10 protein-coding genes and 1 tRNA gene are annotated in these 18426 nt (G+C 55.4%); 4 read left to right on the top strand and 7 right to left on the bottom strand.

Translation table 11 applies throughout. The features are described 5' to 3' along the window. Positions 1-339: 339 nt before the first annotated feature. On the top strand, positions 340-1668 hold the full coding sequence (gene fadL, locus L2097_RS01260) for a long-chain fatty acid transporter FadL (RefSeq protein ID WP_047369406.1): 1329 nt from the start codon (positions 340-342) through the stop codon (positions 1666-1668). Between the two features lie 46 nt (positions 1669-1714). Here the strand turns inward: fadL and mlaA are convergent, their stop codons facing one another. Beyond that, complete coding sequence (mlaA, locus tag L2097_RS01255) at positions 1715-2467, bottom strand: phospholipid-binding lipoprotein MlaA (protein WP_250351977.1); 753 nt, start codon at positions 2465-2467, stop codon at positions 1715-1717. A gap of 308 nt (positions 2468-2775) precedes the next feature. On the opposite strand from mlaA, the gene L2097_RS01250 reads away from it, so the two are divergent. The 3 genes from L2097_RS01250 to L2097_RS25725 all read left to right on the top strand — a co-directional run bounded on the left by L2097_RS01250 (position 2776) and on the right by L2097_RS25725 (position 4166). After that, positions 2776-3702 carry a formate/nitrite transporter family protein gene (locus tag L2097_RS01250; RefSeq protein WP_047369404.1) on the top strand — a complete coding sequence of 309 codons (927 nt, stop codon included), beginning with the start codon at positions 2776-2778 and terminating at the stop codon, positions 3700-3702. A 74-nt stretch (positions 3703-3776) separates the two neighbouring features. Further along, positions 3777-3851: transfer RNA gene (locus L2097_RS01245), tRNA-Arg, on the top strand. Between the two features lie 39 nt (positions 3852-3890). Continuing rightward, positions 3891-4166: a tail fiber protein gene (locus tag L2097_RS25725; protein WP_350028990.1), complete on the top strand. Its 276-nt coding sequence runs from the start codon at positions 3891-3893 to the stop codon at positions 4164-4166. Here the strand turns inward: L2097_RS25725 and L2097_RS01240 are convergent. The 6 genes from L2097_RS01240 to L2097_RS01215 form a co-directional block, all read right to left on the bottom strand. Next, positions 4105-4629 (bottom strand): GNAT family N-acetyltransferase, encoded by a 525-nt coding sequence (locus L2097_RS01240; RefSeq protein ID WP_197688013.1) that lies wholly within the window; start codon positions 4627-4629, stop codon positions 4105-4107. The genes L2097_RS25725 and L2097_RS01240 overlap by 62 nt on opposite strands. Positions 4630-4649: 20 nt before the next feature. Further along, positions 4650-6749, bottom strand: coding sequence for a site-2 protease family protein (locus tag L2097_RS01235; protein ID WP_250351976.1), 2100 nt, complete (start codon positions 6747-6749; stop codon positions 4650-4652). 1 nt (position 6750) lies between these two features. Beyond that, positions 6751-8076 carry an efflux RND transporter periplasmic adaptor subunit gene (locus L2097_RS01230; protein ID WP_085007279.1) on the bottom strand — a complete coding sequence of 442 codons (1326 nt, stop codon included), beginning with the start codon at positions 8074-8076 and terminating at the stop codon, positions 6751-6753. Between the two features lie 7 nt (positions 8077-8083). After that, on the bottom strand, positions 8084-8845 hold the full coding sequence (locus L2097_RS01225; protein ID WP_142516252.1) for an efflux RND transporter periplasmic adaptor subunit: 762 nt from the start codon (positions 8843-8845) through the stop codon (positions 8084-8086). Beyond that, positions 8842-10362 (bottom strand): TolC family protein, encoded by a 1521-nt coding sequence (locus L2097_RS01220; RefSeq protein WP_142516251.1) that lies wholly within the window; start codon positions 10360-10362, stop codon positions 8842-8844. Before L2097_RS01220 ends, L2097_RS01225 begins: the two co-directional genes overlap by 4 nt. Before the next feature lie 68 nt (positions 10363-10430). Beyond that, positions 10431-17969 carry an Ig-like domain-containing protein gene (locus tag L2097_RS01215; RefSeq protein WP_250351975.1) on the bottom strand — a complete coding sequence of 2513 codons (7539 nt, stop codon included), beginning with the start codon at positions 17967-17969 and terminating at the stop codon, positions 10431-10433. Positions 17970-18426 lie beyond the last annotated feature (457 nt).

Below are 18426 nucleotides of genomic sequence, written 5' to 3'. Positions count from 1 at the left end.
CCAAATAAACGTTGTGCATATTTTACCCCCCTCAATAACCTGTCTCCAGTCGATAATGTGAGGAAAGTCCCTAAGTGACCGAAATCACACTTAAAAATGATCCAGAACAAAAACCACCCATAATCATGAGCGACGCTGGCCGCAATTTTGCCACGCAGATCCCGTTTCGAAGATCACAATTGAAAAATTTTATATACAAGCTTGCAACATTTCCTCTGGTCAGACCTATACTCTCGCCACTGGTCTGATTTCTATGACGTACCGCAGACCCTACACTTCGCGCTCCTGTTACACCACGTAACATAGTTTAAATAAAAATAACCGGATGAGGTTTTGGTCATGAGCCAGAAAAACCTGTTTACCAAATCTGCACTCGCAGTTGCAGTGGCAATCGTCTCAACCCAGGCCTGGTCCGCAGGCTTCCAGCTCAACGAATTTTCTTCTTCTGGTCTTGGCCGCGCTTATTCCGGCGAAGGCGCAATTGCAGATGATGCGGGCAACGCCAGCCGCAACCCTGCTCTGATTATGATGTTTGACCGTCCGACGTTCTCCGCTGGCGCTATTTTCGTTGATCCGGGTGTTGATATTTCAGGCACATCACCATCAGGTGCCAGCCTGGATTCGAAAAACATCGCGCCAACAGCATGGGTTCCAAACCTGCACTTCGTCGCACCAATCAATGATCAGTTTGGCTGGGGCGCGTCCATTACCTCTAACTACGGTTTAGCGACCGAGTTTAATAGCGACTACGCGGCAGGCGCATATGCCGGCAAAACAGACCTGGAAACCCTGAACCTGAACCTCAGCGGTGCTTATCGTCTGAATAACCACTGGAGTTTCGGCCTGGGCTTTGATGCGGTATACGCCAAAGCGAAGATTGAGCGTTACGCAGGCGATCTGGGCAGAATCGTTGCGGGTTCAGGCGCGTTGCCACCGATTCCGGGTCTGGCGCAGCAGGTTGCAGGTATCCCGGCTGATACGCAGATAGCTTATCTGAAAGGTGATGAGTGGGGCTTTGGCTGGAACGCCGGTATTCTTTACGAAATCGATAAAAACAACCGTTACGGCTTAACCTACCGTTCTGAGGTGAAAGTCGACTTTGATGGTGATTACAAGAGCAGCCTGCCTTCGGCCTATAACCAAATCCTCGGCAACTTCGGTCTGCCAATGGGCACCAATGGCCGTACAACCGGTGGTTCTCTGACCCTGAACCTGCCGGAGATGTGGGAAATCTCAGGTTATAACCGCGTTGCGCCGCAATGGGCTATCCACTACAGCATGGCCTATACCAGCTGGAGTCAGTTCCAGGAGCTGAAAGCGACAAACAGCAACGGCCAGACCCTGTTCTATAAAGATGAAAGCTTTAAAGACTCTTACCGTATCGCACTGGGTACCACCTACTATATGGACGATAACTGGACCTTCCGTACCGGTATCGCCTTTGATGACAGCCCGGTTCCGGCAGACAAACGTTCTATCTCCATTCCGGATCAGGACCGTTTCTGGCTGAGCGCAGGTACCACGTATGCGTTCAACAAAGATGCGTCTGTGGATGTCGGCGTATCCTATATGCACGGTCAGAAAGTGAACTTCCAGGAAGGCCCGTACAAATTTAGCTCAGAAGGGCGTGCGTGGCTGTATGGCGCGAACTTTAACTACGCATTCTGATTTATCGCAGGCATAAAAAAGGTGAGCTTCGTGCTCACCTTTTCGTTTATTCGGAATCGATTTCCTTGAGGTCGCCCTGAATCGCCTGAGCATTCGGGTTATCCTGCGGCTTGAGCTTACCGCCATTGGCGATAAAGTCATGACGCTGGAAGTAGGCTTCACGCACCATGATGTACGGGTCGGAAGACTGACGCAGCAGGCCGTCGGAATCCAGCAACTGAGCACGTGTTTCAATGCCTTCCACCGTCCATTTACCGACCGACAGCGGCCAGGTCAGCCAGGACAGCACCGGATAGAGCGTATCCGCCATATCACCGCCATCTTCACGTAGCGTAAAGCTGCCGTAGAAAGGCAACTGCATATAAGGCCCATAGCCAACGCCATAATGACCCAGAGTGCTACCAAAACGGTGCGGCTCAACGCGCTGCAATTTCGGGTTCGACATACCGGCCACATCCATCAGGCCACCCATACCCAGTAAGGTGTTGAGGAAGAAGCGCGTAAAGTGAACCATCCCCTGATAGGGATCGCCCTGCAGGAAGTAGTTCACCATGATGGCCGGTTCTTCAAGGTTGCTGGTGAAGTTGCTCAGGCCGTTACGCGCGGGCTGCGGCACATAATCACGCCATGCCACCGCAACGGGACGCACAACATACGGGTCCAGGACATTAAAGTTGAAGTTGTACATGGTGCGGTTAAATCCTTCCAGTGGATCTGAACGCCCCTGCGTGTCTCCTGAACTGGCGCAGCCCGCCAACAGTGTGGTTGCCAGCGCAATCGCCGACACACGAAATTTCATAGGTGTCTCCCTGAAGAAAATGGCTTTCGCTGAGTGCCATCCAGAAGGGCACAAACGCAATCTGCCTCGGTTCGCGTCATAAACATGCAAGGCATTGTATCAGCACGCCTTGTGTTGTCTACGCAACGTGCGAATCTCATATTGAGCATAGTCGCAGTTTGCCCCCTCGTTTCGTGACAATGTTATCTCATCTTCGCCAAAGCCATATCGCCATAGTTGCCATCGCCACCAAATTCGGAGGATCCCGCCAGACCTGGTAAAAAAAGCCGCTACGCTTAGACCATGGGTCACACGTAGACAGAGGCAATATGGACGGCATCAAAGACGAGAAAATTGACAAGCACACCGATGAAATTGAAGTCGAAAGCGAAGAGAAAATAGGTGGCGAGCATATTGAGGTAGATGAAGAGCGCCTCCCCTCACGCGCGATGGCTATCCATGAGCATATCCGTCAGGACGGCGAAAAAGAGCTGGAACGCGACGCCATGGCCCTGTTTTGGTCCGCCATCGCCGCCGGGCTGTCGATGGGCGCCTCGTTGCTGGCAAAAGGGATTTTTCACGTTCAGCTCGCAGGCGTACCGGCTGCCTTTATTCTGGAAAACCTCGGCTATACCTTCGGCTTTATTATTGTGATTATGGCCCGCCAGCAGCTTTTTACCGAAAACACCGTTACCGCTGTACTGCCGGTGATGCAAAAGCCTTCATGGGTCAATTTCGGCCTGATGATGCGCCTGTGGAGCGTTGTGCTGCTGGGGAATCTCATTGGTACGGGTATCGCGGCGTGGGCATTTGAATATATGCCGATTTTTGATGAGCCGACGCGCGACGCGTTCGTCAAAATTGGTATGGATGTGATGAAGAATACGCCGATGGAGATGTTTTCCAACGCCATTATTTCCGGCTGGATTATCGCGACCATGGTCTGGATGTTCCCGTCTGCGGGTGCGGCGAAAATCGTGGTTATTATTCTGATGACCTGGCTTATCGCCCTGGCCGACACCACCCATATCGTGGTGGGCGCGGTGGAGATTTTTTATCTCATCTTTAATGGCAACATCCACTGGAGCGAATTTTTCTGGCCGTTTGCGCTGCCCACCCTCGCCGGAAATATCTGCGGCGGTACGTTTATCTTCGCGTTATTGAGCCACGCGCAAATTCGCAATGACATGATTAACAAGCGCAAAGCCGAAGCAAAAGCCAAAACGAAACAGGAAACAGCCGAAAACAGGGGCTGACTGGCGACACTTTAACCACTCGGGCGCAGGACACTTAACGCAAAGGCGAAATGACGTTATACTCCTGCCGCCTCGTCCCCTTAGTTAAATGGATATAACGAGCCCCTCCTAAGGGCTAGTTGCAGGTTCGATTCCTGCAGGGGACACCATAGACACCTCTTCTGCTGTCTGGCGAAATCACCCTCCCGATGCACGCCATGCCACCGTCAGTGGGTCATACTGGCCTGTTCATTTCCAGGTTTAGCCTTTCGCAACCTTTTTACGGTGGTGATGGTGTAACCACATTTAATCTGCCTAATCTCCATGGGCGAATGCCGATTGGTTTTGGTCAGTTAAACACGGTTATTCATAACATTAGCGATACTGGCGGTACTGACAATGTACAGTTGACGCCAATATTGATTAACTGTCTGAGGGATACCACACCCATTTATCCGCAACTGAACCTTGTTCCTCACACTTAAATCCCAGAGCCAGATATAAGCGTTGGGCATCGTGATTCATTCGCCAAACGGTAGCGCTGAGCGGGCAGCCAACTTTACGGGCAGCAACCTGTAATTGCTGTAAGATGAGTCGTCCATAACCTTGTCCACGCGCTTCCGGCAACATGGCAATGAATATCACCCTTGCCTCATTGTGACCAAAATCGACCATCACGGTGCCGACATTCGAACCTGCACGCTCCACCATAAAATGCATGGCATTGGGGTGCTGTTCGCCGCTGGATTGCTGCATCATATGCCACTGTTGCTGGCGGACAGTCTCTATAAGCGCCTGTTCACCATCAATCCATTGCAAATCCGGTCGAGCGCTCTGATAAATTTGCTCAATCAACGGCATATCCGATGCGCGCGCAGGACGCAAAGATAATACGTCTATTGACCTCGAAACCACGGGTTTAGACACCATCATGACTCCTTTATGCATAAATCCTGCCGCCAGGCGGATTACAACCCGGCCTCCCGACCCACACTGACAACCAGCCACTGCCAGGCGCGTTGTAAAAAACTACGATGCTCGCTCTGTAACACCACTTTTCCCGCCAGCTCACGCTCTGGCGAAAGGCGTGTTTCGCAGGCGTCCAGACGAACGCGAAAGATGGAATTAACAGGCACAAGACGCTCATTGATGATCTGCACCGGAATACCACCGCCATACACCGATGCCAGCAAAGGTTGGTCAAGCGTCGTTTGGTTAAGTCTGTCAACCTGACCGACTTTACAGCGAATCGCCCGCGTTTCGCCGCTGTCCGGCACAAAGAACGCGGCATCGCCGGGGTGCAGGGTCGTTACCGTATCTTCATCCACCCACCCTTCGCCACGCATGCCCTCTTTGCCAAGGATTTGCATCAACCGTTCGCCCTGAACCACCACGGTGCCTGGCTTTAACGTATCGCTGGCATCCGCTACGCGCCCTGCGAAAGGGGCGGTTAATGTCAGTCGCGCTTGCTGACGCAATAAACTCTCAATTTGCTCCTGTGCTGCCAGTGCGAGCTTTTTCAATGCCGCGCCTTGTTCATCAAGCCCCTGAGAAAAGGGCTGCTGAGCAACCTGCCAGGCGAGATTCGCAGCAATAATCTTAGCCTGCGCTATCTGGTAATCAAGGCTGTCCGATGTCAGTACAGCCAGTACCTGCCCTTGCGCCACCCAGTCGCCATCATGAACATTCACCTGCCCGACCCGCGCATCCTCCGGCACGTAAAGAGCCTGTGATTGTGCTGCTTCCATTACCGCTGGCGCGGAAACGCCCCGCTGCCATGGCACGGCAAAAAAAAGCACTATCACGCACAGGAAAAACAGCGTACGCCAGGTTCTGAATCCCCAACGTAAATCATGGCGCCGCCGCCACCAAACCTGTAATTCATTAACGAAGGGCCGCACCACAAACCACCCCAGTTCCACCATCAGTAATATTATCCCCAGCGTTTTAAAAAAAAGGTGATAAACCAAAAACGCGATGGAGGTGAAGATGACCAGTCGGTATAACCAGGTCAGCCAGGCAAAAATAAGTAAACCGCGTCGCCGTGAAGAGGAGAAATGCTCCGGCTCGGGATCATCCAGTCCCAGCAATACGCGTCTCAGGTGCCAGCGTGCCAGTGCAAAGGCCCTGGCATGCAAATTTGGCATCTGTAGCAGGTCCGATAACAAAAAATAGCCATCGAAGCGCATGAAGGGGCTGGCATTAATAGCAAGGGTCGCCAGCCAGGTGGTGCTGGCCAACAGAAAAATACCGGCGCGTATCGGGCTGTCGGGTAAGAAGCACCAGAGTAATGTCGCACAGGAGGCCAGCGTCAGTTCGGCCATCATTCCGGCGCCGCCAATCAACAATCGCTGGCGGCGCGACGGCAATTTCCACGCATCATTGGTGTCGGTATACAGCACCGGGACCATCACCAAAAAAGCGATACCCATGGCAGGCACCCGACAACCAAAATGGCGAGCGGTAAACGCATGCCCCAGTTCGTGAACCACTTTAGCGATGCTCAGGGCCACCGCAATCCCTACCGCAGCCATCCAGCCGCCGTAGCCTGAAAACGTATGTGTAAATGCATCCCACTGCTGAGACACCATAAACAGGCCGCTGAGGGTTACCAGCGCCATTACCCACCAGAATCCTGGACGAAAAACCCAACGGATCCAGGGTAACAAGCGAGCCAGAAGCGCATCCGGGCGAATCAGAGGAATACGGAAAAACAGATAGTGGCTGAGCAGCCAGGATAAATATCCCCGATGGCGATGCTGATGCACACGCCACAACTCTTCACTCGACTGCGTTTGCAGTAACTGGTTTTCACGCAGAAATTGCACCAGGTGGTGGATATCGTGCATATCCAGCGTCAATGTGGTTTGTGCATTGACGACCTTTATCAGGCGCCCGGCATCACGCGCGCCCCAGCGTGACAGCATCTCAAAGCTGGCCCACCCCAGCAGAAAAAAACGGTTTGCCGCCGGGTCGTGCAACACCCAGCCAGGGGAGCCATCCTGCTGATCCGGCCCGGCATGCAGAGTCAGTTCCTGACGCAATGGAGGAAGCAGGAAATTATCCATGCTACCACCCAAGCCACTGTCGGGCCGCGGTCAAAGGTCGCCGCAGGGCGTAGTAGCCTAAAGGAACCCAGTCGCCATAAATACGCGCGGTTCCCATTTGTCCAATCATGGGTGTCTGTTTTGGCGCAAGGAATTTTGCCTGCAGGCGATAGCTAAGCACATTGCCATCACTGACCTCCGCTTTATAGGCGATTCTTACCAGGGTCGCGTCAAAGGCGCTAAAGGGGGATGCGTTTGGATAAAGTGTCACTTTCGCCCCCGGTTGCAGATGAATGGCATCGGCGGCGGGCAGCCAGGCCGCCAGTTCCACACGTTCAGGATCGGCCAGGGTCATGACTTTTTCACCGACGTTTACGGCTTTCCCCTGCCATTCATCGGCATCGGAAAATACCACCACACCGCTGCTCGGGGCGGTCACGTTAAGTTTATCCAGCGCCTTCCCGGCATAATCCGCAGAGATATCTTTCGCCGCCAGACGGGATTTATCCTCAGCAAGTTCCAGCTTATTTTTGTCGCTGGTCACCGCCATCTGCGCGCTGATCCGAAAGCGCTCTTTTGCCGCCAGCGCCTCCTGTTTTGCCAGGGCGAACTGCCCTGCCAGCACCGTTGCGTCAAGGGCGAAAAGCGCCGTTCCCTTCTGAACAACCTGATTCGGCTGTACCAGCACTTTATCGATAACCCCAACGACGGGCGCACGAATTAGCTCTGGATCCGATGGCACAACCTCTGCCCGGGCAAGCACACTCATACGCACGGGTATGCACAACACGACCAGCGGCGCCAGTAACCACCATTTCCGACGCGGCGAGGCTTTCAACCAGGCCTGAAACTTCTGACGCTTATTGAGGTGAGGCAGATGCTGAACCAGCGCAAAACGATAACCATGGATCAGCTCCTGAGCGAGATGGAGGGTTTCGTCATCCCAGGGCTCATCACTGGCAAATAATAATGCCCCCGCAGACCCCAAAGGGAACCAGACGGCATGGGCGGGTAGCCACTGAGACCAGTCCACTGCCAGAGACTCAGGTAAAGCCGCAGCCGTTAATGTCACATAGGGCGGCAATTCAGGATGGTGTTGATGAAGAAAGCGAAAAACACCGCTCAACCACTGTAAATACGGTGACGTGGCGTCAACTTCCGCAAGTCCGGAGACAGCGACAACCTGGCGGCGCAGCCCCTCCTGCCAGAACGCCGCCTGGCGATAAACCAATAACTGACGGGACTCATTTACCATAATGAATCCCAGACGTAGCGGACTTTGCGCTTCTCTCGCCAGATGCAGAAGGTGCAGGAGTACCGCCAGCCCGTTATGTTGCGCTTGTTCCATATCGACCTTAATTAAAGTTTGCCCACCCACTCATCCCGGGTAACAAATTCTCTGCATTCCCGGTGATAACGCCAATCACCGGAATGGTCTGGCTGACAGGGTCGATTTGCGCGCCTGTACGCTTGATTTTTGCCGGGAAGGTCTGCCCCAGTTCATCAATCGTCACCTGGAAGGTGGCGCCGGAATTTAAGCGCGGTAACCATTTTGACGGCACCAGCATACGTAGCTCCAGATCCTGGGTTGCCACAATATCAAGAACCGGTGCACCGGGCGTCATATATTGCCAGGCTGCGGCATGTCGTTTTGAAACACGTCCATCAAAAGGCGCCGTAATCGTGCATTTAGAAACCAGCGTTTGCATATAGCTGACATCCGCTGCCGCCTCATCAAGCTTTCCTTTTGCCTGGGTCAGTTCCAGCGTGCCGACAGAATTGTATTTCGCCAGTTGATTGTTCACCTTCAGCAACTGGCTGGCGGCTTCCTGTACGGCCTGCGCCTTACGCAGTTGCGCGCGATAGGTCGCACAATCGAATTCAATCAGTGTCTGCCCCTGCCGAAAGCTGTCCCCTTCGGAGACTTTCAGTGCGGCGATGCGCGCCGCGATTTCGCCGGAGAGCGTGACCGCATGGGGAGAGAGCAGTTCCACGCGAATCCCCCCCTCGCTATTGCCTGCCGGTACGCTTTCCGCCGCTGGCGATGAGCTGGTCGGTGCGCCAACCGCGCCGGCGCTCAGTACCCCAGCCATCAACCACAGCGCGTATTTCTTCATTGTTTATCGCCTGCCATTTGCTTATTCACGCGGGCTGCAACGCCTTTAAAGGCCTGATCCAGCGACGCAACATCATATCCCCGGGTATCCTCCGGCAACGGATCAAGCCCAAGGCTGGCCCCCATTTGTCCGTAGGCGTTTTGTAATGCACCATAGGACTGATAAAGCCGTAATGACGAGTAAACCGCGTTGGCATCAGCCAGAATACCTTGCAAACGTGCCGAAGCGCCGCTCTCTACCGCATGGCGTGTCTGCTCATAAATCGATTGATCAACCGTATTCAACTGGCGTTCCAGTTCGAACTGTTTGGTTTTACCTTCATAATCCAGCCAGGCGATATTCACCTGGGTCAATACCGCCATGCTCAACGCCAGGCGCTGGGCATCGTTGACCTGTTTTTCCGCCTCAGCCGCTTTGGTAATCGGCCCGGCATTAAACAGATTGAGCAGGTTCCAGCTCACACGCAACCCGGCGTATCCCCAGGCGTTGTTTGTCAGGAATTTATTGCTGTCATAACTTTCCCCAACGCTCAGCTCAATACCCGGCAGTAATTTGGCGATCGCTTTACGGGTTTCCAGGGCGCTGATGCGCTGACTGTAATTTGCTTCCACCATTTCAGGGCGGTTAAGCAGGGCAATATCTTCCATCTTTTCGACGGGGATCCCCAGTTTAGGTACCGGCATATCATCAGATACCGCGACACTGAAATCGACCCCAGGAGAAATATTCATTAATGCTGCCAGCCGCGGTTTTGCCTGAGCCAGCGCGCTACGTACCGCCGTTAGCTGACGGATAACGTCTAATAACTGACGCTGGTAATTCAGGGCCTCCAGAGGGGAACGCAGTTTTAAGCTTTCAACTTGCCTGGCATCATCCAGCGCCGACTGGGCCTGGGCCAGCAAGGTATCGATTCGCCCTTGTAATTGCTGCGCGCCTGCTGCCTGCCACCAGGCTTCGCGTACTTGCTGAACCAACTGTTGCCCTACCCGGCGCTTACGTTGCTCCAGAATCAAAACGCGGTCAGCCTGTTGCTGTGCTGTGTAATAACTCACGCCAAAATCCAGCACGTTCCAGCTCAGACTTAAATCCGCCATACGGTCTTGTTTTTCAGTTGAGATAGATGGCGCAAGCGACTGTTCGCCAGTGGCGACATTTTGCGATGAAGAGGCGTTGTCTTTGTCCCGGGCGGTATAACCGGCAGAGGCAGCAAGTTTGGGTAACATATCCAGATTCGCCACATCCAACTGACGTTGCCCCATGGCCTCTTCCATAAGTTTGACGCGATAATCCATATTGTATTTCAACGCCCGGGCCATGGCATTTTCCAGGGTCACCGGTGCGGTTATTTTTTCCTGACTGCCAAATAGCGTTTGTTTATCTGCGGCGGCAGTAGCCTGCCGCTCTTTGAGGCTCACCGGATGTGGTTTGACCATGCACCCTGACAGCAACAGAGCGACCGCAAGAGGGAGAAGGACAAACCGGCCTGGATGACGTTGTGCGGATAACGTACCTTGCATGCTACCACCCTTACTATGTTGGTTAATTTTAGTTATAAAAAAACAGTAAATTAGATATTCGCCAACCATTACACCTGTTTTTCTGGTGTCACCAGTCGCCCTGTCAAAACGGTCTTTTGAGCGGCGATTTGTTGATCCAGGCCGGGCTTGCCCGGTGATGAATGGAGACTTGCCGAGGGGGTCGCTTCCCGCGCCCCGGCGACTTTCAGTTCCAGATGGCTGGTGCCTGAATGCCCTTGTTTATCCACTACCCGAATTTCAATAGAGACGGGTTGTTTCCACCCGGCGGGCGGCTGTCCGGAAAATCGCCCGGTTGCTGGATCGAATTTAATCCAGGAAGGCAGCGGCATACCGTTACTCTGGCGCACGGTCACCGTTAAATTCGCCAGAGATTCACGGGTTAAAATCGTGCCTGCCGGGAGTGAAACGCTAAAGCTTTGACCGGATACGACCCCTACACTGCCCACATCCGCCCGCACTTCAAGGGCTGCCGTCGGGCTACTGGTAATAGAACCGATATAAGAAGGCGATGCCGTACCGCCCGGAACCGCAAACTCGCCAAAGGCTGGGGTAACGGAAAGCGTTAGTGGTAAGGTTGCGTTTCCTGTTGCCAGCAGACCGCTGCCGGGCAAACTTAACGCCGGGTTACTAATACCATTAAGGGTGGTTAAAACAATATTGGGCGCAATGGGCGAAGAGGTGGCTTCGTGAAACAGGCCTGCCATTGGGGAGTTCAACGGCGATTGCAGCGCTATCGCCGGTGCCGAATTACCCTGTACCACAGGCGTTACCCCGGAAGGCGTTGCCGGGGTCACAGGCGTAACAGCAGGCGCCACCTGGTACACCGGTACATTGCCCGGCAAGCCTGACAACGTATTACCCGCTATATCTTTAACGGCGCCGCTTACAAATCCCAGCGTTGCTGTCCCCGTCCCCTGGACACTCAACACCGCCTGCCATGTCGTGGCATTGATCTGAGTAACCGAAACGATATTCGCCTGGGCATTGCCCGTTACCAGCGTCTGCAACTCATTTGCAGATAAAGCCTGAACCGGTTTCGTGAAAGAGATGGTATAGCCGACCTGCCCCTGAGCCCCTGTAAGCGTATTCTGCGCCGTAACCGCCTGCACCTGAGGGGCGGTGGTGTCCACCGTAAAGGTTACAGGCGCCGTCGCGGCACTGACGTTGCCTGCGGTATCTGTCGCGGTGGCACGTACCGTATGCGGGCCGTCCGGTAGCGGTCCTGCGAGGTTATACTGCCAGGCACCCGTGCCGTCCGCCGTGGTGGTGCCGACCGCCGTCCCGTCAATATAAACGGTCACCAGGCTGCCCGCGGTCGCCGCGCCTGTCAGGGAAGGCTGGTTATTCGCGGTCACCCCGTCACTGGCGCTGGCACCGGTATCTGTGGCGGCGGTCAGCGCAATGCCTGCCGGCGTTGCCGGGGCGGTGGTGTCCACCGTAAAGGTCCAGGGCGTGGACGCCGTACTGACATTGCCTGCGGTATCTGTCGCGGTGGCGCGTACCGTATGCGGGCCGTCCTGCAGCGGCCCTGCGAGGTTGTACTGCCAGGCCCCCGTGCCGTCCGCCGTGGTGGTGCCGACCGCCGTCCCGTCAATATAAACGGTCACCAGGCTGCCTGCGGTTGCCGCGCCTGTCAGGGAAGGCTGGTTATTCGCGGTCACCCCGTCACTGGCGCTGGTACCGGTATCTGTGGCGGCGGTCAGCGCAATGCCTGCCGGCGTTGCCGGGGCGGCGGTGTCCACCGTAAAGGTCCAGGGCGTGGACGCCGTACTGACATTGCCTGCGGTATCTGTCGCGGTGGCGCGTACCGTATGTGCACCGTCGGGCAGCGGTCCTGCGAGGTTATACTGCCAGGCACCCGTGCCGTCCGCCGTGGTGGTGCCGACCGCCGTCCCGTCAATATAAACCGTCACCAGGCTGCCCGCGGTCGCCGCGCCTGTCAGGGAAGGCTGGTTATTCGCGGTCACCCCGTCACTGGCGCTGGTACCGGTATCTGTGGCGGCGGTCAGCGCAATGCCTGCCGGCGTTGCCGGGGCGGCGGTGTCCACCGTAAAGGTCCAGGGCGTGGACGCCGTACTGACATTGCCTGCGGTATCTGTCGCGGTGGCGCGTACCGTATGCGGGCCGTCCTGCAGTGGCGTCGCAACGTCATACTGCCAGGCGCCCGAGCCGTCCGCCGTGGTGGTGCCGACCGCCGTCCCGTCAATATAAACGGTCACCAGGCTGCCCGCGGTTGCCGCGCCAGTCAGGGAAGGCTGGTTATTCGCGGTCACCCCGTCACTGGCGCTCGCGCCGGTATCTGTGGCGGCGGTCAGCGCAATCCCTGCCGGCGTTGCCGGGGCGGCGGTGTCCACCGTAAAGGTCCAGGGCGTGGACGCCGTACTGACATTGCCTGCGGTATCTGTCGCGGTGGCGCGTACCGTATGCGGGCCGTCCTGCAACGGTCCTGCGAGGTTGTACTGCCAGGCACCCGTGCCGTCCGCCGTGGTGGTGCCGACCGCCGTCCCGTCAATATAAACGGTCACCAGGCTGCCCGCGGTCGCCGCGCCAGTCAGGGAAGGCTGGTTATTCGCGGTCACCCCGTCACTGGCGCTCGCGCCGGTATCTGTGGCGGCGGTCAGCGCAATCCCTGCCGGCGTTGCCGGGGCGGCGGTGTCCACCGTAAAGGTCCAGGGCGTGGACGCCGTACTGACGTTGCCTGCGGTATCTGTCGCGGTGGCGCGTACCGTATGCGGGCCGTCCTGCAGCGGCCCTGCGAGGTTGTACTGCCAGGCACCCGTGCCGTCCGCCGTGGTGGTGCCGACCGCCGTCCCGTCAATATAAACGGTCACCAGGCTGCCCGCGGTCGCCGCGCCAGTCAGGGAAGGCTGGTTATTCGCGGTCACCCCGTCACTGGTGCTGGCACCGGTATCTGTGGCGGCGGTCAGCGCAATCCCTGCCGGCGTTGCCGGGGCGGTGGTGTCCACCGTAAAGGTCCAGGGCGTGGACGCCGTACTGACGTTGCCTGCGGTATCTGTCGCGGTGGCGCGTACCGTATGCGGGCCGTCCTGCAGCGGCCCTGCGAGGTTGTACTGCCAGGCACCCGTGCCGTCCGCCGTTGTAGTGCCAACTGGAGAACCATCGATATAGACCGACACCAGGCTGCCCGCGGTTGCCATCCCCGTCAGGGAAGGCTGGGGATTACTGGTCACCCCGTCACTGGCGCTGGCACCGGTATCTGTGGCGGCGGTCAGCGCAATGCCTGTCGGGACCGCTGGTGCGGTGGTGTCAATCACTACCGACGCGCTAGCGGAAATCACACTGTTTACGCCACCGAGCGTGGCCATTGCGCTAACCATATGGCTGCCCTCACTCAGCACACCAGGAGGGGTAAATGACCAGACGCCGCTGCCATCCGCCGTTGTGGTGCCCACTGAAACAGCATCGACATACACAGTCACGGTACTTCCCGCCTGAGCCGTTCCGATAAACGTTGGCTGAGTATTGCGGGTTATGCCATCAGAAGCGCTGCTCCCCGTATCGCTGGCGGCCGTGATCCCGGTGACAGACGGTACGGGAATGGACATCGAGATAGCGCGCGTTACGGCCGCACTGTTTTTGATTCCGTCGTTCACCGTGATACTGATGACCCGGGTCGCTGTATTAGGCGTTGTGGCCCCATCGGCCCAGGTCACCGCGCGTAATGCCGACTGCCACTGGCTAACAGTCGCAGTAGCACCAGAGGACGTCAGCGTTAATACCCCCGTGCCGCTATTATAACTGGCAAAGATATTGCCAAATGTCGCGCCACTGGTATTGGTAAAGGCCAACACATCCTCTGCGGAGTGGAAGTTGCCGGTAATAGCGACGGTGGCGCTGGAAAAGGTGGCGTTATCCAGGTCTGATAATGTCAGCCCGCTGTCCACTGCAACAGGCGTACCAGGGGTACCCAGCATATAGGTGGTACCAGGGCCGGATGTCGTTGCAACAGGCGTTTGATCCGTACTGGCGACTGTCACGTTTCGTGTCGCAGCGAGACTGGTTTTGGTGCCATCGTTGACGCTAAAGCTGACGGTTCTTGTCGCGGTATTAGGGGTGATTGCCGTATCCGTCCAGGTCACGGACCGCAATGCCGCCTGCCACTGGCTAAGGGTTGCGGTAGCACCAGAGGACGTCAGCGTTAATACCCCCGTGCCGCTATTATAACTGGCAACGATGTTGCCAAATGTCGCGCCACTGGTATTGGTAAAGGCCAACACATCTTCTGCGGCGTGAAAGTTGCCGGTGATGGCGACGGTGGCGCTGGCAAGCGTGGTGTTATCTGAATCGCTGATCGTAATTGCGCTGTCGATGACAACAGGCGTCGAGACGGTGTTATCCCCGGCGGTAAACGCAACACTGCCGCCACTGGTCGTCACTATCGGCGTCTGATCTGTCGCGGTAACGGTTATCTGCCGCGTCGCCACAGCGCTGTTTTTCGTCCCGTCATTGACGGTAAAACCCACCGTCCGGGTCGCCGTATTGGGCGTCACCGCAAAATCCGTCCAGGTGACCGCCCGTAATGCCGCCTGCCACTGGGCAACTGTTGCCGTCGCCCCGCTTGACGATAACGTCAGTATACCGGTCGCACTATTATAACTGCCGACAATATTGCCAAAGATCCCGGCATTGTTATTGGTGAATGCAAGGACATCCTCGCTGCTATGAAAATTACCGGTAATAGCCACGGTTGCCGAAGCGAAGGTCGTATTGTCCAGGTCTGATAAGGTCAGTCCGTTATCAACAGCCACGGGTGTCGACGCGGTATTATCGCCGGCGGTAAACGCTGCGCTGCCGCCGCTGGTAGTGACTATCGGTGTCTGATCGACAGCCGTTACCGTGACCGTCCGTGTGGCGACCGGGCTACTGTTGCTGCTGCCATCAGTGACCTGGAAACTGATAGTGCGGGTGGCTGAATTGGGCGTCACAGCGGTATCCGACCAGGTGACCGCTCGCATTGCCGCCTGCCACTGCGCAATCGTCGCCGTCGCGCCACTTGAGGTTAGTGTCAAAACACCGGTTGCGGCGTTATAGGAAGCGACGATATTGCCAAAGGTTGTCGTGTTGGTATTGGTGAACATCAGAACGTCTTCACCACTATGAAAATTCGAGGTAATCGATACCGTGCCGGAAGCCAGCGTACTGCTGGCATGATCAACAATGCTCAGCCCGCTATCGATAACCACCGGTGTTGAAGCGCTATTATCCCCTGAGGTAAAAGCGGCGCTGCCGCCGCTGGTGGTAACCAGGGCATTATTGTTCATGGCAATGGTGACACTGGATGCACTGCTGGTTTGCCCGCGGCCATCATTAACCACCACTTGTATTGTACGGTTTCCCGTTGTCGGCGTGGTGGCGCTGTTGTAATACGTCAGGGCATCAACCAGCGTCGAGACACGACCGGCTGTCGCATTTGCGTTAAAGGTAATACTCAGATTATCGCCATTAATTCCATCACCGTTGACGGCAATACTCCCGATAGCGACGCCGCCAACGGAAATAACACTGCCTGCGGTCGTGCCATTGCTGGCGGTCACCGTCCCACTGGTATCGATACCCAGAACATCTTCTGCGCTATGGCCGTTAGCGGTTATCTGTACTGTCAGGTTGCCGCCATTGAAACTCGTCGTATCGCTATCAGTGACCGTTGCAGCGGTTCCGCTGTCCAGATGCACGGCAGTCCCACCCGCATAAAATGTCCCGCTATCGCCATTAAGATTGTTGATAACAGGCGCGACATCCGCAGCAACGGTGACCATACGCGTTACGGTGTTACTGGTATTACTGGAGGCATCGGTAATGGTAAAAGAGAGTGTTCGGGAACTGGTATTTGGCGACAGAGAACTGTCCTGATAGGTCACCGCTTTCAGCGCTGCCTGCCACTGCGCTGTCGTAGCCGTACTGCCAGAAGAGGTTAATGTCAGCAGGCCCGTTGCACTGTTATAAGAACCGATAATATTGCCGTAAGTCGTGGCATTCGTATTGCTAAAGGCCAGCACATCTTCGCCACTGTGAAAGTTTCCGCTGATCGCAATTGTCGCGCTTGTCAGCGTAGAGGCGGCGGTATCGGTTAGCGTAATCCCGCTATCGATAGCAACAGCGTTTCCCGTACCGCTGCTGTATGCTGCGCTACCACCGCTTGCCGTTAATACCGGGCCGGGGAAATGGAAGTTGGTGGCATTAATCGCACCGATACCAATTAAGCCATTAATAATGTGCCCATTTGCCGCCGTCACGCGAAAAGAATCAATGCCCTGAAAAGAGGAATTAGAAGACACATTGAACGTGGCCATATTGCCACCGTTGTAGACGTCATCAACATTCAGGGTTAACACCGCACCACTGACCGCGGAACCATTCAGATAACCCGTTAATGTGACACTCCCCGTGCTAAAACCTGAATCATACCCATTCATCACCACGCCAATAGAGTTCAGCGTAAACAAAGAACCATCATTGGATTTAACCGAAAAATAGGTGATTTGTTTTGTGCCATCGCTCAGGGCATCGACGGTTTCTACCGTACTGGAACCATCTTTTTCCACAATAATCATTTCGTTCTGACCATCAGATGCTGAATTCATCTGCATGGTAAAATCCCAGCCCAGGTAATTAGGCGCCGTTAGCGATGACTGGCCTGTGGGAACGGTAATAATGGAACCATCGATGGAATCAAAGGTGGTTGTTCCTGATACAGGGCGGGTAAGGAGGCCGTCGTAGCCGACTAAATCCAGGGCCGCGACATGTAACTTATCGGTGCTGTATTCCAGTGTCCAGTTACCGCCCAATGCTGCGGCGCCGGTGGGATCCGTAGAACCCGCAACGGCATGTTGCGTATCCTTAGCTAATGCGCCAATCAATGCGGCGCCGTCGCTGCCCTGCGCAATACTACAGCCATACACTAAAATCTCGCCATCCGCGTTCAGCGCCTGGCCGATGGTCGCCAGTTCACTTTCATAATTCGCTATATTGGAACTGTTGAGCGCCACCGTCCCCAGCATCAGGTCATTCTTTTCACCATGTGAAAGAATATGCATGGCGCTGTAACCACTATGGGTACTGGACCAGGCGGCGATTTGCGCCAGACCATCTTTCGAACTGTCCAGCACGACCACTTCATAACCGGACGGCAGTTGATTGATCAGAGATTGATAATCCTTCACATCCGACTCGACAAATACCACCTGTGGCCCGGTGGCACTGCTCGTGCCGGAGGTTACGCTGGCACCGGAGGTCTTGCTGGTATCTTGTGTTGTTGTATTGGATGTTGAAGTTGTTGGGCTGGAGGTTGAACTGCTTGCTGAGGGAGATGTGCCGGAAGTCGCTTTGCTGGTCTCGGCTGTTGAATTCGCCGCCGCGGTATCCGTATGCGTCACACTCACCGATGCCGTGGTATGGGATGCCGTATCAGTGTGACTGGCATCCGCTGTCGTGGGCGTTGCGGTGACGGCAACACCATCAAACATCATTCTTGGCTCCAGCGCCTGAAGCAACAAGCGCCGGGGTTCAGGGGCAGCCGTTGAATTAACGATCGTTTTTTTTCCAGAAAAGACTTTCCACCACGACATAATCACTCCCCTTAAGCCAGAAGGTATTTGCCTTAAAAACCCGCAACGTAATCCTATCGGCAGCAAAGAATTTTACTTTACTCTTACATTTATTTACCAATCGGGAGAAAAGCGCATAAAAATAGTGGGAATCAGGTGGTTAGCTTTCTTAAAAAAAATTCAGAAGAGAGAAATCCGTCACATATTTTTCAGAATGTGACGCCGGTGTTACGTCTGTAAGCCACCAAAGCAAGCCGAATGCCGCCCCCTAAAGTAAGAGACACCATTGCCCACGCATCTCGTCATGCCCATAACCCTGCTCCATCGCATCACACCGGGCATGCTCGCGGGGGGAATAGACTCGCCCTGCCCAGCGTTCCCTGCTAGCGGAACGGCTAAAACAGACGCTGGCAAATATCATTTTGAATGCGGTACAGGCAACGATGGAATGTGTCGTCCAGCGACAGATTACGCTAAG

The organism is Citrobacter sp. MNAZ 1397, assembly GCF_023613995.1.
Lineage (GTDB): Bacteria > Pseudomonadota > Gammaproteobacteria > Enterobacterales > Enterobacteriaceae > Phytobacter > Phytobacter ursingii.
This window is presented reverse-complemented; position numbering and strand designations above follow the sequence as displayed.

What these genes read in the sequence shown, in the direction of transcription:
- fadL (WP_047369406.1), top strand. Translation starts at nt 340, where the DNA reads ATGAGCCAGAAAAACCTGTTTACCAAATCTGCACTCGCAGTTGCAGTG.
- mlaA (WP_250351977.1), bottom strand. Translation starts at nt 2,467, where the DNA reads ATGAAATTTCGTGTGTCGGCGATTGCGCTGGCAACCACACTGTTGGCG.
- L2097_RS01250 (WP_047369404.1), top strand. Translation starts at nt 2,776, where the DNA reads ATGGACGGCATCAAAGACGAGAAAATTGACAAGCACACCGATGAAATT.
- L2097_RS25725 (WP_350028990.1), top strand. Translation starts at nt 3,891, where the DNA reads ATGCACGCCATGCCACCGTCAGTGGGTCATACTGGCCTGTTCATTTCC.
- L2097_RS01240 (WP_197688013.1), bottom strand. Translation starts at nt 4,629, where the DNA reads ATGCATAAAGGAGTCATGATGGTGTCTAAACCCGTGGTTTCGAGGTCA.
- L2097_RS01235 (WP_250351976.1), bottom strand. Translation starts at nt 6,749, where the DNA reads ATGGATAATTTCCTGCTTCCTCCATTGCGTCAGGAACTGACTCTGCAT.
- L2097_RS01230 (WP_085007279.1), bottom strand. Translation starts at nt 8,076, where the DNA reads ATGGAACAAGCGCAACATAACGGGCTGGCGGTACTCCTGCACCTTCTG.
- L2097_RS01225 (WP_142516252.1), bottom strand. Translation starts at nt 8,845, where the DNA reads ATGAAGAAATACGCGCTGTGGTTGATGGCTGGGGTACTGAGCGCCGGC.
- L2097_RS01220 (WP_142516251.1), bottom strand. Translation starts at nt 10,362, where the DNA reads ATGCAAGGTACGTTATCCGCACAACGTCATCCAGGCCGGTTTGTCCTT.
- L2097_RS01215 (WP_250351975.1), bottom strand. Translation starts at nt 17,969, where the DNA reads ATGTCGTGGTGGAAAGTCTTTTCTGGAAAAAAAACGATCGTTAATTCA.